Below are 14,400 nucleotides of genomic sequence, written 5' to 3'. Positions count from 1 at the left end.
CGGGCTGAAAACCCGCATTGCGGGCTGGAGAGAATCGTCCGGCTGACCTATGAGGCCGCCATGCGTATCGCCATTGCCTCCGACCATGCCGCGCTCGACCTCAAGGCCGAATTGCGCGACTGGCTGATCGAACAAGGGCACGAGGTTGCCGATCTCGGTCCCGACACCGCCGACAGCGTCGATTATCCCGATTTCGGTTACCGCCTGGCGAATGTGATCGCAGAGGGGACGGCGCAGCGCGGCATCGCGCTGTGTGGCTCGGGGATCGGGATTTCGATGTCGGTCAATCGCCACCCCGCAATGCGTTGCGCTCTGGTGTCGGAGCCACTTTCAGCGCGGCTCGCGCGCGAACACAATGACGCCAATTGCCTCGCACTCGGCGCGCGTCTGACGGGGATCGACATGGCCAAGGCCAGCGTTACCGCCTTTCTCGAAACCGAATTCGCCGGCGGGCGCCACCAGCGCCGCGTCGACAAGCTTTCCGACCCCCAGATCGAGGACCGCTCATGAGCACCCAGCCCGCCCCTGCCGCTTCGCCGATGGACGGCTTCTGGCACGATACGCTCGCCCAAGCGGACCCGCAGATCCACGAGGCGATCCGCAACGAACTGGCGCGCCAGCAGGACAAGATCGAGCTGATCGCAAGCGAGAACATCGCCAGCCGCGCGGTGCTTGAGGCTACCGGAAGCGTATTCACCAACAAATACGCCGAAGGCTATCCCGGCAAACGCTATTACGGCGGCTGCGACTATGCCGATGTCGTCGAAACACTGGCGATCGACCGCGCCAAGGAATTGTTCGGCTGCCAATTCGCCAACGTCCAGCCCAACAGTGGCAGCCAGATGAACCAGGCGGTGTTCCTCGCGTTGCTCGAGCCGGGCGACACCTTCATGGGGCTCGATCTCAATTCGGGCGGGCATCTCACCCATGGGTCGCCGGTCAATATGAGCGGCAAATGGTTCAACCCGGTCTCCTACGGGGTGCGCCAGGACGACGAGCTCATCGACATGGATGCGGTCGCCGCGACCGCGCGCGCGAATCGCCCCAAGCTGATCATCGCCGGCGGCACCGCCTATTCGCGCGTCTGGGACTGGCAGCGCTTTCGTGAAATCGCCGATGAAGTGGGCGCCTATTTGCTGGTCGACATGAGCCACATTTCGGGGCTGGTCGCGGGCGGCGCGCACCCCAACCCCGTGCCCCATGCGCATGTCGTCACCACCACCACCCACAAGAGCCTGCGCGGACCGCGTTCAGGCGTGATTCTGTGGAACGACGAGGCGCTGAGCAAGCCGATCAACATGGCGGTCTTCCCCGGAATGCAGGGCGGTCCGCTGATGCATGTCGTCGCCGCCAAGGCGGTCGCGTTCCGCGAGGCACTACGCCCCGAATTCTCCGACTACGCCCAGCGCGTGGTCGACAACGCCCGGGCGCTGGCGTCCAGCCTTGAGGAGCACGGCTTGCGCGTGGTCTCGGGCGGGACCGACAACCATTCGATGCTGGTCGATCTCAGCGCCAAGGACGTCACAGGCAAGGCCGCCGAAGCCGGACTCGATCGCGCCTGGCTCACCTGCAACAAGAACGGCATCCCCTTCGACACGCGCAGTCCCTTCGTCACCAGCGGCGTCCGCCTCGGCACGCCCGCGGGGACGACGCGCGGTTTCGGCACGAGCGAGTTCCGCACCATCGGCAAATTGATCGCCGAGGTTGTCGACGGGCTTGCCAGCAGCGGTCCCGAGGGCGATGAACGTGTCGAGGAAAGCGTACGCAGCCGGGTAAGCGAGCTGTGCCGGGCTTTCCCCGTCTATCCAGGGATGTAACACGATGACCGAACGCAATCCGAACGATTCCGACTGGGTCGAAGACGCGAAGGCCGAGATCTCCGGAATGGCCAAGGACGGCATGGGCCATCCTTCGACCAAGCCGGTGCTGGCGGGTGCCGCAATCGGCGCACTGGCCGGCGCGCTGCTGCCGGTGGTGAGCCTGCCGCTTGGCCTGATCGCGGGTGCGGGCTTCGCATTCTACAACAGGATCAAGAAGTAACCTCCTGAATGCGCTGCCCCTTTTGTGCCCATGATGACAGCCAGGTAAAGGATTCGCGTCCGACCGAGGACAATGCCGCGATCCGGCGACGGCGGCAGTGCGCGCATTGTGGCGCCCGTTTCACCACTTTCGAACGCGTGCAATTGCGCGAGGTGACGGTGGTCAAGTCTGGCGGCGATGGCAAAGCCGGCCGGCGGGAACCCTTCGAGCGGCGCAAGCTGGAGCAGTCGATCAGCCTCGCCTGCCGCAAGCGCGATGTCGCGGCCGAGCGGATCGACCAGCTCGTCTCGGGTATCCAGCGACAGGTCGAAACCGCCGGTGAGGCCGAGATACCTTCGAGCCGTATCGGCGAGATGGTAATGGACGGGCTGCGCCAGATCGACAGCGTCGCCTATATCCGCTTCGCCAGCGTCTATCGCGATTTCAGCGAAGCGCGCGATTTCGAGGAATTCGCCAGCACCGTCCAGGAGGCGGCGCAGGCCGAAACCACGGGCGGCAACGCGAGTGGCTGAAGCCCCGGCTATCGTCCTGGTTCGACCGCAATTGGGCGAAAACATCGGCAAGGCGGCGCGGGCGATGCTCAATTTCGGGCTCACCGAGATGCGGCTCGTGGCGCCGCGCGATGGCTGGCCCAATCCCAGCGCAGGCCCTGCCGCTGCAGGCGCGGACCGGGTGCTAGCCGACGCGCAGGTGTTCGACACGGTGGCCGAGGCGGTCGCCGATTGCGCGCATATCTATGCCACCACGGTGCGCAAGCGCGGGGTCACCAAGCCCGTGGTTACGCCCGAGGAGGCTGCCCGGGAGATCGATGCGGCGCAGGGCAAAAGCGCGCTGCTGTTCGGCCCCGAACGCTCGGGTCTCGATATTCAGGACGTCGGTTTCGCGCGCGCCATTATCACGGTGCCGATCAACCCGGAATTCGGCTCGCTCAATCTGGCGCAGGCGGTGATCCTGTGCGCCTATGAATGGTCCAAGACCCGCAACCTTTCGCAGCCGACGCAGGAGGAAATTCTGCCGCCTGCGCCGCAGGAAGAACTCGACGGCTTGATCGGTCATCTGGAGTCGATGCTCGAGCCCAAGGGCTATTACCTCCCCGCGATTCGCAACGAGGTGACACGCACGACGCTGCGCAACGTGCTGACCAAGCCGGGCTGGAATCACTTGGAGATTCGAACGCTGCGGGGAGTGCTGTCCACGCTTGCGCGGACACGAAGCGACTAGTCGCAATCGGGCCGTCAGATTTCGCTAGCGCACTTCAATGATGCCAGCTAGCCGCTTCAAAACACGCCGGATTCAGTCAAGGGTCTTCTCTATGCGCAAAGTCCTGTCCTCGCTTGCTTTCACTCTTCTCCTGGCCGGGGCTCCCGCGCTCGCGGTGGAGCCCGATCAGAAAGAGGCGCAAAGCGAAAAGGAACAGTCCGTTGCTCAGGATGAGGCCGCCGAGCCCAAGAAGATTTGCCGCCAGATCGCTCTTCAGTCCGGTAGCCGCCAGCGCGAGCGGGTGTGCATGACCCGCGAGGAATGGCGCGAGTTCAACCGCGGCGATTGATGCCGCGGGGCGCTGCTCAACCGGCGCTTCTGATTCGGTCCCATTCGACCGCCTCGTAGGCGATCGAGCTTTCCACGAGCCGATCCCAGATTTCGCAGAGCTCGGTCGCCGGAAGTCCCCGCGCTTCCGCATCGGCACGCGCATTTGCGATGACTGCGGATTTGCGCGCTTCGTCGCGAACGGCGTCGCGATCCGGTTTGATCCGGGCGGCGGCACGCATGTAGCCGTAGCGGGTGTCGAGCAGGTCCATCAGCGCACGATCGGTGGCATCGACGCCTTGGCGCACCTCGCGCATATCGCTGCAGTCCTCGGGTCGTTTGATGTCGCTGGTCATGGCGAGGCGCACTGCCGCCCCCGCCCCCGTTTGTCGAGCGCCGATCTCTCATCTTGACCCGCTGCCCATCCCTGCTATGGCGCGCGCTTCGCGAATTGGCTCCGCACCCCGGTGAAGCGGCGGCCGCGCTGGAGAATAGCTCCAGCGGTGCGATACCGGGTTCAAGCGCCACCAATGGGGTGGCGATGGCAAATCGAAGGACTTATTATGTCGAAGCGCAAAAGCGCCAAGTACAAGCTCGACCGCCGGATGGGCGAGAACATCTGGGGTCGTCCGAATTCCCCGGTCAACAAGCGCTCCTACGGCCCCGGCCAGCACGGCCAGCGTCGCAAGAGCAAGGTCAGCGATTTCGGCCTCCAGCTGCGCGCCAAGCAGAAGCTCAAGGGCTATTACGGCGACGTCACCGAGAAGCAGTTCAAGCGCACCTATGCCGACGCCACGCGGATGAAGGGCGATGCCGGCCAGAACCTGATCGGCCTGCTCGAGCGTCGTCTGGACATGATCGTCTATCGCGCCAAATTTGCACCGACGGTGTTCTCCGCGCGCCAGATCGTCAACCACGGTCACATCTATGTGAACGGCGTGAAGTGCAACATCCCCTCGCGTCGTTGCGACGTCGGCGATGTCATCAGCCTGGGCAGCAAGGCCAAGGACATGGCGCTGATTATCGAGGCACAGAGCCTGCCCGAGCGCGACATTCCCGACTACGTCGCACCCGACGGCACCGAAAAGGTGACCTTCACCCGCGTGCCGAAGCTCGACGAAGTGCCCTACCCGGTCACGATGGAACCCAATCTGGTCGTCGAATTCTACTCGCGCTGATCCGCGAGCACGACGCACCGACAAGAAAAGGCGACCCCGCAGGGTCGCCTTTTTTGTTTGCGGGCCAAGCGTTCACCGGGCGCGTTCGGATCGGCAGAACGCCTTCCCGAACGGTCAACGGTCCAGATGGCTGTTCAGGAATGTGTCAATCTTTTGCAACATGTCGGAGCGCGCTTTGCTGTCGTTCAGCCCGTGGTCGAGATCGTCGAATTCGACGTATTCCACCGTTTTCCTGGCATCCTTGAGGCGATCCGCCATCATCCGGGAATGACCAACGGCGACATTCTGATCGAGCGTGCCGTGAAACAGCATGACGGGTGCCTGGAATGAACCGGCATGTTTCGCTGGGCTGCCGGCGCGCACATGCGGGCCCTGCCCGATGAAGGCATCGACAAGCGCGAAGTTCGTATAGGGGCGGGCATCGTTGCGCAGATGGTCGAGATCGGTCACCGGTGCGATGGCCACAATAGCCTGATAGAGCGACGGGTCGAGCACCTGCGATTGCAGGGCAGCGTATCCGCCATAGGACCAGCCCACCACCGCCAGCCGGTCGGCATCGGCGATCCCTTCGGCGATCAGCCAGCGGCCTGCATCGTTTACGTCGCCGATCGCGGTCTCCCAGGCCTGGAAACCATTGCGCCCGAACCAGGCACTTCCGTATCCGCTGGAGCCGCGATAATTCGGCTGCAGGACCGCATAGCCCCGCGCAACGAAAAACTGCACCAGCCAGTCGAAGCCCCATTCGTCGCGCGCGCTCGGTCCGCCATGGGGCAGGACGATCGCGGGCAGGCCTTTCCCGTCAGAGCCCGGCGGAAGCGTCAGATAGCCGGGAATCTGCGTTCCGTCCCCAGCCGGGAAGCTGATCGGCCTCATCGCACCCATCGTCCGGTCCACGAGGTGCTCGCGCAGCGGCATGATCTCGCTCAATTCGCGGGTGGCCTGATCGTAGAGATAGACCATGCCCGGATCGGTATCGCTCGATGCCGCGATCAATAGGCGGTTTTCGTCCGCACTCGCGCCGACGATGTTGATCAGGGGCTTGCCCGGCAGCGCTTCCTGCAATTGCGCGGCGAACGCTTTCAACTCGGGGTCGAAATACTCCACAGCGCGCTTTTCGGTCGCATAGCTCGCACCCACGACCCGGCGCTGGCGCCCGATACGGATCAAGCGATCGACATCGACGTCGTTGCGGGCCATGACGACCTTCGGTTCGCCGACCCCGTCGAGTGGTACCTCGATCACGGCCTCGTAACCGTCGACCGAATCAAATCCGAATGCGACATTGCGTTGCGAATCGATCGCGACAGGAGTGAAACCGTTCACGGTCTGGGCATCGAGCGAAACCCTGGAAAGCAGGCTCCACTTGGACTGGCCCGGCTCGCGGTAGTAGAAATATCTTTCGTCGCCCAGATTGGCTCCGACGCCTTTGGGATGGCGGACCTTCATTCGCACGGCGCCTTCTTCGTCGGCAATATAGCCCACGGCATCGGTGTCGGGACTTTCGACTTTGCTGCGCCGGCCGTTGGTCACATTGACCTCCTCGACGCCGAGCCCGGACTCGTCGTTGGCCAGGCGTGTTCCGATCGTCCGTTCGGGGACATATTCCTTTGTCATCAGAACGGTATCGTCCTCGCCGGGGACGTCGAGCGCAAGAATGCTGCCGCCGTCCTGCCGGTAGCCAAGCGCGCGCATATCGGTGCGCGGCGTCAGCATTAGCGCCTTGGAACCATCCGCACCGACGGCAAAAACACGCGAGTACCCGATCAGCAGCCCCGAACTCTCGCTGACGCTATCGATTATGCAGACAAGTCGTTCCTCGGTCGCCCAGTTGCACCGCGACAGGTCCGCACGTTGTTCGCTATTGGTGAGGATCGGCTCGATCGTGCCTTTATCAGCCAGATCGATCACGTTGAGAATCTCGCTCCCCTGCGGACCCGGTTCGATAAAGGCGATCTTCTGGCCCGACGGCGACAGGCTGATTTGGAGCACCGTCTGGCGAATACCGAATCGCGCGGCGGTTTCCTCCAGAGTTTCAGCCGCAACGAAGGCAGGCGTACCTCCGGCAATGGCGAAGACAGACACAGCGGCAGCAAGCGCAAAACGCAATCTCATGGAAAACGACCCCCCGGTTTCAATCCTAGGGGCAGTCTACCGGAGCCGGAAAAACCTGCAAGCCTTTCAGTTCTTTCCGTAATCTCGCCGGAAATCGGCGGCGAAGCTGGCGAATTCGCCTGCGCCGATCGCATCGCGCATCGCCTGCATCAGCTGTTGGTAAAAGGCGATATTGTGCTCGGTCATCAGCATTGCACCGAGGATTTCGCCGGCCTTGATCAAGTGGTGGAGATAGGCGCGGCTGTAGGTGGCACAGGTGTCGCAGGCGCAGCGCGGGTCGAGCGGCTCGAGGTCCTCGGCGAAGCGGGCGTTGCGCAGATTGATCGGGCCAGTCCAGGTGAAGGCCTGTCCGTTACGGCCCGAGCGGCTCGGCAGAACGCAGTCGAACATGTCGATTCCGCGCTCGACCGCACCGACCAGATCGTCGGGCTTGCCCACCCCCATCAGGTAGCGCGGTGCGTCCTCGGGCAATTGGCCGGGTGCGAAATCGAGCGTAGCGAACATCGCCTCCTGCCCCTCGCCCACCGCCAGCCCGCCGATCGCATAGCCATCGAATCCGATTTCGCGCAGCGCAGCGGCAGAGCGGGCGCGCAGGCCTTCGTCGAGCGCGCCCTGCTGGATGCCGAACAGCGCTGCGCGCTGCGCGTGCTCGCCGCCGGCGTCGAAGGCATCGCGGCTGCGCCTGGCCCAGCGCATCGACATTTCCATGCTCCCCTCGATCTCGGCGAAGGGACGGTCGGCGCGCGGGCATTCGTCGAAGGCCATGACGATGTCCGAGCCGAGCAGGCGCTGGATTTCCATCGAGCGTTCGGGGGTCAGCATGTGCTTCGAGCCATCGAGATGGCTGCGGAACTCGACACCTTCCTCGGTGAGCTTGTTGAGCTCCGAGAGGCTCATCACCTGATAGCCGCCGCTGTCGGTCAGGATCGGGCGCGACCAGTTCATAAAAGAATGCAGCCCGCCCAGCCGCGCCATCCGCTCGGCACCCGGGCGCAACATCAGGTGATAGGTGTTGCCCAAGATGATGTCGGCGCCGGTCTTGCGCACCGCTTCGGGCTTCATCGCCTTGACGGTCGCCGCGGTGCCCACGGGCATGAAGGCCGGGGTGCGGATGTCGCCGCGCAGCATCGCGATGCGCCCGGTGCGCGCGGTGTCGTCGGTGGCGTCGATCCGGAAGGCAAACCTCTCGGCCATTGTCAGAAGCCGTAGATGATGGTGGCGCGGGTCAGCGTGTCGGTGGTGACCGAACCGGCGGGCGGGTTGCTGTCGTAGTCGACCTGATAGGAGAGCCGGGTGCGCAGACGGGGAGTGACCGCGAAATCGAGACCGGTGACGAGATTAAGCGTGGTGTTGGCGCTGTCGAACACAACCACGGCCTGGCCGCCGGTTTCCGCCAAGGCATTCGCGTCCTGCGTAAGGGTTAGCCGGTCGATGATCCGCCAGTCGAAATCGAGGCCGACCAGCCCGCCGAGCCGGCTCTCGCTGCGCCCGTCGACGTATTCGGTGATGCGGAAGGCCGGACCGGCCTTGAGCGAGAGCGACACGTCGGCGGACTGGAGGAGATTGTAGCCCAGCCCGCCCGAGACGGCGTAGCGCCCGGTAAAGCCCTGCACCCGATCGCGCTCGTATTGCGCCAGACCGTAGACGAACATGTCCTCGTCGAACTGCCAGCGCGGCTCGTAGGCGAAGACGAAGTTCTCGCGGCTCGTGACCCCGTTCTGGCGCTGGTAATCGACGCGGGCGCGCACACGGTGGGTCCAGTCGATTCCCTGCCGCAGGAGCGAGAGCGAAGCTGCCAGTCCGGCGGTGTCGCTGTTGCCGCTCGACATGAAGCCACCCAGTTCGCCTTCGCCGCTCCACAGGTCGAGCGCGCCGGCGCTGCGCAGCGTCTCTTCCTTTTGCGCTGCCGCAAGCGCGTCGCGCTCGGCCTTCGCCGCGGTCCATTCCGCCTCAATCGCGGCGATCGCTTCGGCTTCGGCAGGATAGGCGGTACGCGCCAGTTCGAGTGCCGTGGCGACCTTTGCGGCATCGCCGGATGCGCGCGCGGCCTCGATCATAGCGCGCACGCCCTCGGGCAGTTCCGCATGCGCGGGCACAGCCCAGCTTGCGAGGAGCGCGGCGGCGACTAGCGAAGAACGAGCGTGCAGGGTCATCGTCGGCGCCGATAGCCAATCAGGCGCGCAGTCGCCAGCCCGTCTTGAAAATCGTCGCGATGATAGCGACGCAGGTCGCAAGGAACCCGAGCGTGATCGCGAAGCTGATCCAGATATCGACATCGGCGGTGCCGTAGAAGGTCCAGCGCAGCCCGCTGACCAGATAGACGATCGGGTTGAACAGCGCGATCGTGTCCCAGGGCTCGGGCAGCATGTCGATCGAGTAGAAAGTCCCGCCGAGGAACGTCAGCGGCGTCAGGAAAAGCAGCGGAATGATGCCCAGCTTCTCGAAATTGTCCGCCCAGACGCCCAGGACGAACCCGAACAGGCTGAAACTGGCAGCGACGAGGATGATATAGACGAAGGCCAGCACCGGGTGGGCGATGGAGTAATCGACGAACAGCCGTGCGGTAAGCAGGATGATCGCGGCCAGGATCAGGCTCTTGACCGCCGCCGCGCCGACGAAGCCGGCCAGTGTCTCGCCAACTCCAACGGGGGCCGACAGCAGTTCATAAATCGTGCCCGTGAAGCGCGGCATGTAGATGCCGAAGCTCGCGTTGCTGGTCGTCTCACCCAGCAGCGTCAGCATCAGCAGGCCGGGGATGATGAAGGCGCCGTAATCGACCCCGCCGAGATCGGGCATCCGCCCACCGATCGCCGCGCCGAAGACGATGAAATAGAGCGAGGTGGTGAGCACCGGGGCGATGATCGACTGGAAGGCGGTACGGAAGGCGCGCATGATCTCGCGGATGAAGATCGACCAGGCGGAACGGGGACTGAAATGCATTAGGCGGGTTCCCTTGCGCCGGTTGTATCCTGGGGTACGTCGTCCTCTCCCAGTACCGACACGAAGATGTCCTCGAGGCTGCTTTCGCGCACATCGATCCCGACGTAGTCGATCCCGGCACCGGTGAGCGCCTTGGTCAGCGCGGCGACTTCTTCCTTGCCCTTGCCGGTGCCATCGCCGCCGCGATAGCGCAGCGCCAGCCCATCCTGCTCGATCTCGATCGGGAAATGGGCCAACGCGGCCGGAATTGCCGCCATCGGCTCGGCCAGCGTGATATGCGCCTCGGTGCGGCCGAGCCGCGCCATCATCGCGGTCTTCTCGTCGACCATCAGCAGGCGCCCGTTGCGGATCACCCCGACGCGATCGGCCATTTCCTCGGCTTCCTCGATGTAATGGGTGGTGAGGATCACGGTCACGCCGCGCGCGCGCATCTGGTCGATCAGCTGCCACATGCCCTTGCGCAGTTCGACATCGACGCCTGCGGTGGGTTCGTCGAGGAACAGCAGATCGGGTTCATGCGCCAGCGCCTTGGCGATCAGCACGCGGCGCTTCATCCCGCCCGACAGCGCCATGATCCGCTCGTCGCGTTTGTCCCACAGGCTGAGCGAGTGCAGGATTTCCTCGATCCGCGCCGGGTTCGGCGGCAGTCCGAACAGCCCGCGCGAAAAGGCGACCGCGCGGCGTACCGGTTCGAACATGTCGGTAGCGAGTTCCTGCGGGACCAGCCCGATGCGCTTGCGCGCCTGGCGCCAGTCGCCGGAAAGATCGTGGCCAAAAGCGCGGATGGTCCCTGATGAAGGCGTCACCAGTCCGCAGACCGCGCCGATCAGTGTGGTCTTGCCCGCCCCGTTGGGGCCCAGCAGCGCGAAGATTTCGCCCTTGCGAATGGTCAGATCGACATTGTCGAGCGCTCTGAGCCCGCCGGGATAGACCTTGGTCAGGCCGGTGAGCTCGAGAATGGGTTCGGACATGGATTGCAATTGTGCCCGGCGAGGCCGGATTGCAAGGGCGGATGGCCGGCGTCGCTGATCAGGGGAGCAGCAGGCTCGAATCGCCATAGCTGTAGAAGCGGTATTCCGCCGCGATCGCATGGGCATAGGCCTCCTGCATCCGCTCGCGGCCCATCATCGCCGAGACCAGCATGAAGAGCGTGGATTTGGGGAGGTGGAAATTGGTCATCAAGCCATCGACCGCGCGGAAGCGATAGCCAGGGGTAATGAAGATGTCGGTGTCGCCGGCGAAAGGGGCGATCACACCGTCCTCGCCGGTGGCGCTTTCGAGCAGCCGCAGCGACGTGGTGCCGACCGCGATGATCCGTCCGCCGGCAGCCCTCGTCGCGTTGAGCCGCTCCGCGACCTCGGGTTCGATCCGGCCCCATTCGCTGTGCATCACATGGTCGGCGGTGTCCTGCACCTTGACCGGCAGGAAGGTCCCCGCACCGACATGCAGTGTGAGCATCTCGCGACCGATACCCGCCTCGTCGATTGCCGCGACCAATTCTTCGGTGAAATGCAGCGAGGCGGTGGGCGCCGCGACCGCGCCATCCTCGCGCGCGAACATCGTCTGGTAGTCTTCGCGGTCCTGCGCATCGGTGCCGCGCTTGCCCGCGATGTAGGGCGGCAGCGGCATCGTCCCGGCGCGTTCGAGCAGCAGTTCGACCGGCTCGTCGCCGCCAAAGCACAGCGTGAAGCTGCCATCCGCATGGCGGATCTCGGCCACGGCGGTCACTCCGCCGCCAAAGGTGACGAGATCGCCTTCCTTCAGCCGCTTGGCGTTACGGATGAAGGCCTGCCAACGGCGCAGGTCGATCCGTTTGTGCAAGGTCGCGCCGATTTTCGCTTCGCCCCGGCGGCCCTCGAGCTGGGCGGGGATGACGCGGGTGTCGTTGAACACCAGCACATCGCCCGCGCGCAGCAATTGCGGCAGGTCGCGCACCCCGCGATCAGCGAACGCACCATCGCCGCGCACGACCAGCATTCGCGCCGCATCGCGCGGGCGCAAGGGGCGCAGCGCGATCCGTTCGGACGGAAGCGCAAAATCGAAAAGGTCGATATCCATGGCAGAACCCGCCCCGGCAATGCGGGCCAAGCCGCTCGCAGGGCTATTCCCCGATCGGCGCGTTCAGATCGTCGGCGGTAATGTCGGCCACCGGAGCCGGTCGCGGCGCTTGCGGCGGCGGAACCGGCCGATTGTCGCTGGCGATCGAAGCCTGGACGATCCGCGTCGGATCGGCGGGCGGCTCGCCGCGATTGATCGCATCGACCGCGGCCATGTTCGAGATCACCCGGCCAAGGTTGGTGTACCGCTTGTCGAGGCTGAAGCGCGGGTAGAAGACGATGAAGAACTGGCTGTTCGCGCTGTCCTCGCCCTGCGCGCGCGCCATCGACAGCGTGCCGCGGACATGCGGCATCGGGTTGAATTCGGCTGCCAGGTCGGGAAGCGACGAGCCGCCCTGCCCGGTCCCCGTGGGATCGCCGGTTTGCGCCATGAAGCCGTCGATCACGCGGTGGAAGATCACCCCGTCGTAGAACCCCTGGCGGGTCAGCGTCTTGATCCGCTCGATATGGCCGGGTGCCCAGCTCGGCATCAGCCGGATCGCGACTCGCTCGCCATTCGAGAGGTCGAGCACGAGGATGTTCTCGCGATCTTCCGTGAGATTGTAGTTGATCGGCGCGTAGGTCGGCGCAGCTTCGGCCGCGGCCTCGACCGGTGCCTCCTGAGCATGGACGATCGTGGAAATTCCCGCCATCGGCGTGGCGACCAGCGCTGCGAGCGCGGCAAGGGCAGGCGAAAGCTTCAACATGGATCGTCCGTCTATTGGGAAATGGGCATCTATTGGAATATGTGAACGCGGCGCGGTCTAGCCTCCACGCGCTGTCGGTTCAATGAATGGTTCAATAGTCGCCCTTGCGGCCGAGCTTTTCGACCCGCGCCACAACATCGTCGCGCACCTCTTCGCTGACGAAAGGCGAGATATCGCCGCCATAGAGCGCGATTTCCTTCACCAGTCGCGATGCGATCGGCTGGAGCGAGACATCCGCCATCAGGAAAACGGTCTCGATGTCGTCGTCGATCTGCTGGTTCATCCCCGCCATCTGATACTCATATTCGAAATCCGCGACCGCGCGCAGCCCGCGCACGATCACGTTCGCGCCTTGCGCCTTGGCGAATTTCATCAGCAGTGCGTTGAAGCTGACCACCTCGACATTGCCCAGCCCCATGGTGGCGACCTCGCGCTCGACCATGGCGAGGCGTTCCGCCGTGTCGAACATCGGGTTCTTCGAAGGGTTGGTGGTTACCCCGACGATGAGCCAGTCCACGAGCTTGCAGCCGCGCCGCAAGATGTCCGCATGGCCGAGCGTGATGGGATCGAAGGTCCCGGGGTAGATGCCGATACGTTTGGTCATGGAAATGTTACCTGTCTCTTTCGACGATGTAGCGTGCCAGCGCCTTCAGCAGGCTGGCGTCCTCACCATGCGATGCGAGGCGCGCGATCGCCTGTTCGGTCAGCATCCTGGCCTGCTCGCGGGCCGGTTCGACCCCCATCAGCGTGACGAAAGTCGCCTTGCCCTGTCCCTCGTCCTTGCGCAGCGCCTTGCCCGCCTTGTCCGGGTCGCCCTCGACATCGAGGAGGTCGTCGGCAATCTGGAATGCCAGCCCGATATCGCGGGCATAGGCGCGCCAATGGACCCGGCCCTCGGGCGCTACCCGGCCAAGGATTGCGCCCATCTCGACACTCGCGGCGAGCAGCGCCCCGGTCTTGAGCTGCTGCAGCCGGGTGACCTGGCGCAAATCGTAATCCTGCCCCTCCGAGGCCATGTCCATCATCTGGCCACCCGCCATGCCCTCGTGCCCGCTGGCACGCGCCAGCGCACCGACCAGCTCGGCCCGGACGAAAGGATCGCCGGTGATTTCGGGGCGCACGAGAATGTCGAAGGCGAGCGCGTGGAGCGCATCGCCCGCCAGCACTGCGGTCGCTTCGTCGAACGCGCGGTGAACGGTGGGCTTGCCATGGCGCAGTGCATCATCGTCCATGCACGGCAGATCGTCGTGGATCAGCGAATAGGCATGGATCGCTTCCACCGCGCAGCCTGCATGGACCGCCGCCGTCCGGTCGACGCCATAAAGCTCGGCCACTGCAGCGAGCAGCAGCGGGCGGACCCGTTTGCCGCCGCCGATAGTGGCATAGCGCATCGCCTCGACCAGCCGCGCGCTGGTGTCGTCTGGCACCGGGAGATAGGAATCGAAGGCGTGGTCGATATCGACCTGGATTTGCTCCAGGGCCTCCTTGAGTTCGGCGTGCGAATTCTGGACTTCGGTCACACTCATCCCTCGGCGTCGAAGGGTTCCGTGCCCGACGGCTTGCCGGCGCCATCGGTGACGATCTTCTCGATCCGCGCCTGAGCGGCGTCGAGCCGCGCCTGGCAATGCTTGCGCAATTCCGCGCCGCGTTCGTAGAGCGAGATGCTCTCGTCGAGCGGCACATCGCCGCTTTCGAGCCGACGCACTACCTCTTCGAGCGCTTTCAGCGCATCCTCGAAATTCATCGGGGCGATATCCGCAGCGCCCCCTTCTGCCTGTCCCGTATCCATGGGTCAGGAGC

At 64.5% G+C, this 14,400-nt stretch carries 18 protein-coding genes; 7 read left to right on the top strand and 11 right to left on the bottom strand.

Going from position 1 to position 14,400, the window contains the following annotated elements; all coding sequences use genetic code 11:
- Positions 1-60: 60 nt before the first annotated feature.
- The 6 genes from rpiB (at position 61) to ACWIKC_RS06380 (ending at position 3,589) form a co-directional block, all read left to right on the top strand.
- Positions 61-510: a ribose 5-phosphate isomerase B gene (gene rpiB / locus ACWIKC_RS06405; RefSeq protein WP_454599279.1), complete on the top strand. Its 450-nt coding sequence runs from the start codon at positions 61-63 to the stop codon at positions 508-510.
- Positions 507-1,817: a serine hydroxymethyltransferase gene (glyA, locus tag ACWIKC_RS06400; RefSeq protein ID WP_454599278.1), complete on the top strand. Its 1,311-nt coding sequence runs from the start codon at positions 507-509 to the stop codon at positions 1,815-1,817. The genes rpiB and glyA overlap by 4 nt, the downstream gene beginning before the upstream one ends.
- A 4-nt stretch (positions 1,818-1,821) precedes the next feature.
- Positions 1,822-2,040, top strand: a complete 219-nt coding sequence (locus ACWIKC_RS06395; protein WP_454599277.1) for a hypothetical protein — start codon at positions 1,822-1,824, stop codon at positions 2,038-2,040.
- 8 nt (positions 2,041-2,048) lie between these two features.
- Positions 2,049-2,552, top strand: coding sequence for a transcriptional regulator NrdR (nrdR, locus tag ACWIKC_RS06390; protein ID WP_454599276.1), 504 nt, complete (start codon positions 2,049-2,051; stop codon positions 2,550-2,552).
- A complete protein-coding gene (locus ACWIKC_RS06385; RefSeq protein ID WP_454599275.1) occupies positions 2,545-3,261 on the top strand; it encodes an RNA methyltransferase in 717 nt (238 codons plus the stop codon). The genes nrdR and ACWIKC_RS06385 overlap by 8 nt, the downstream gene beginning before the upstream one ends.
- A 91-nt stretch (positions 3,262-3,352) precedes the next feature.
- Positions 3,353-3,589: a hypothetical protein gene (locus ACWIKC_RS06380; protein WP_454599274.1), complete on the top strand. Its 237-nt coding sequence runs from the start codon at positions 3,353-3,355 to the stop codon at positions 3,587-3,589.
- Between the two features lie 16 nt (positions 3,590-3,605).
- Here the strand turns inward: ACWIKC_RS06380 and ACWIKC_RS06375 are convergent, their stop codons facing one another.
- A complete protein-coding gene (locus ACWIKC_RS06375) occupies positions 3,606-3,923 on the bottom strand; it encodes a chorismate mutase (RefSeq protein ID WP_454599273.1) in 318 nt (105 codons plus the stop codon).
- Positions 3,924-4,130: 207 nt separating this feature from the next.
- Here ACWIKC_RS06375 and rpsD point away from each other — a divergent pair, with 207 nt between their 5' ends.
- Entirely contained in the window at positions 4,131-4,745 is a 615-nt protein-coding gene (gene rpsD / locus ACWIKC_RS06370; protein WP_454599272.1) for a 30S ribosomal protein S4, read from the top strand.
- A 114-nt stretch (positions 4,746-4,859) separates the two neighbouring features.
- Here the strand turns inward: rpsD and ACWIKC_RS06365 are convergent, their stop codons facing one another.
- From ACWIKC_RS06365 to ACWIKC_RS06320, 10 genes are all read right to left on the bottom strand, one after another.
- On the bottom strand, positions 4,860-6,857 hold the full coding sequence (locus ACWIKC_RS06365) for an alpha/beta hydrolase family protein (protein WP_454599271.1): 1,998 nt from the start codon (positions 6,855-6,857) through the stop codon (positions 4,860-4,862).
- 66 nt (positions 6,858-6,923) lie between these two features.
- Positions 6,924-8,051 (bottom strand): tRNA guanosine(34) transglycosylase Tgt, encoded by a 1,128-nt coding sequence (tgt, locus tag ACWIKC_RS06360; RefSeq protein ID WP_454599270.1) that lies wholly within the window; start codon positions 8,049-8,051, stop codon positions 6,924-6,926.
- 2 nt (positions 8,052-8,053) lie between these two features.
- A complete protein-coding gene (locus tag ACWIKC_RS06355; RefSeq protein WP_454599269.1) occupies positions 8,054-9,010 on the bottom strand; it encodes a DUF481 domain-containing protein in 957 nt (318 codons plus the stop codon).
- Between the two features lie 19 nt (positions 9,011-9,029).
- A complete protein-coding gene (locus ACWIKC_RS06350) occupies positions 9,030-9,797 on the bottom strand; it encodes an ABC transporter permease (protein ID WP_454599268.1) in 768 nt (255 codons plus the stop codon).
- Positions 9,797-10,768, bottom strand: a complete 972-nt coding sequence (locus ACWIKC_RS06345) for an ABC transporter ATP-binding protein (RefSeq protein WP_454599267.1) — start codon at positions 10,766-10,768, stop codon at positions 9,797-9,799. Before ACWIKC_RS06345 ends, ACWIKC_RS06350 begins: the two co-directional genes overlap by 1 nt.
- Before the next feature lie 58 nt (positions 10,769-10,826).
- Positions 10,827-11,855, bottom strand: a complete 1,029-nt coding sequence (gene queA / locus ACWIKC_RS06340) for a tRNA preQ1(34) S-adenosylmethionine ribosyltransferase-isomerase QueA (protein WP_454599266.1) — start codon at positions 11,853-11,855, stop codon at positions 10,827-10,829.
- A gap of 43 nt (positions 11,856-11,898) precedes the next feature.
- Positions 11,899-12,600, bottom strand: coding sequence for a peptidylprolyl isomerase (locus ACWIKC_RS06335; RefSeq protein ID WP_454599265.1), 702 nt, complete (start codon positions 12,598-12,600; stop codon positions 11,899-11,901).
- A gap of 91 nt (positions 12,601-12,691) precedes the next feature.
- Positions 12,692-13,204, bottom strand: a complete 513-nt coding sequence (coaD, locus tag ACWIKC_RS06330; RefSeq protein WP_454599264.1) for a pantetheine-phosphate adenylyltransferase — start codon at positions 13,202-13,204, stop codon at positions 12,692-12,694.
- 7 nt (positions 13,205-13,211) lie between these two features.
- Positions 13,212-14,126, bottom strand: coding sequence for a polyprenyl synthetase family protein (locus ACWIKC_RS06325; protein WP_454599263.1), 915 nt, complete (start codon positions 14,124-14,126; stop codon positions 13,212-13,214).
- On the bottom strand, positions 14,123-14,389 hold the full coding sequence (locus ACWIKC_RS06320) for an exodeoxyribonuclease VII small subunit (protein WP_454599262.1): 267 nt from the start codon (positions 14,387-14,389) through the stop codon (positions 14,123-14,125). The genes ACWIKC_RS06325 and ACWIKC_RS06320 overlap by 4 nt, the downstream gene beginning before the upstream one ends.
- Positions 14,390-14,400 lie beyond the last annotated feature (11 nt).

The organism is Qipengyuania sp. SM2507, assembly GCF_053714505.1.
Note: the sequence above shows the minus strand (reverse complement) of the source record. Positions and strands in the feature narration are given on the sequence as shown.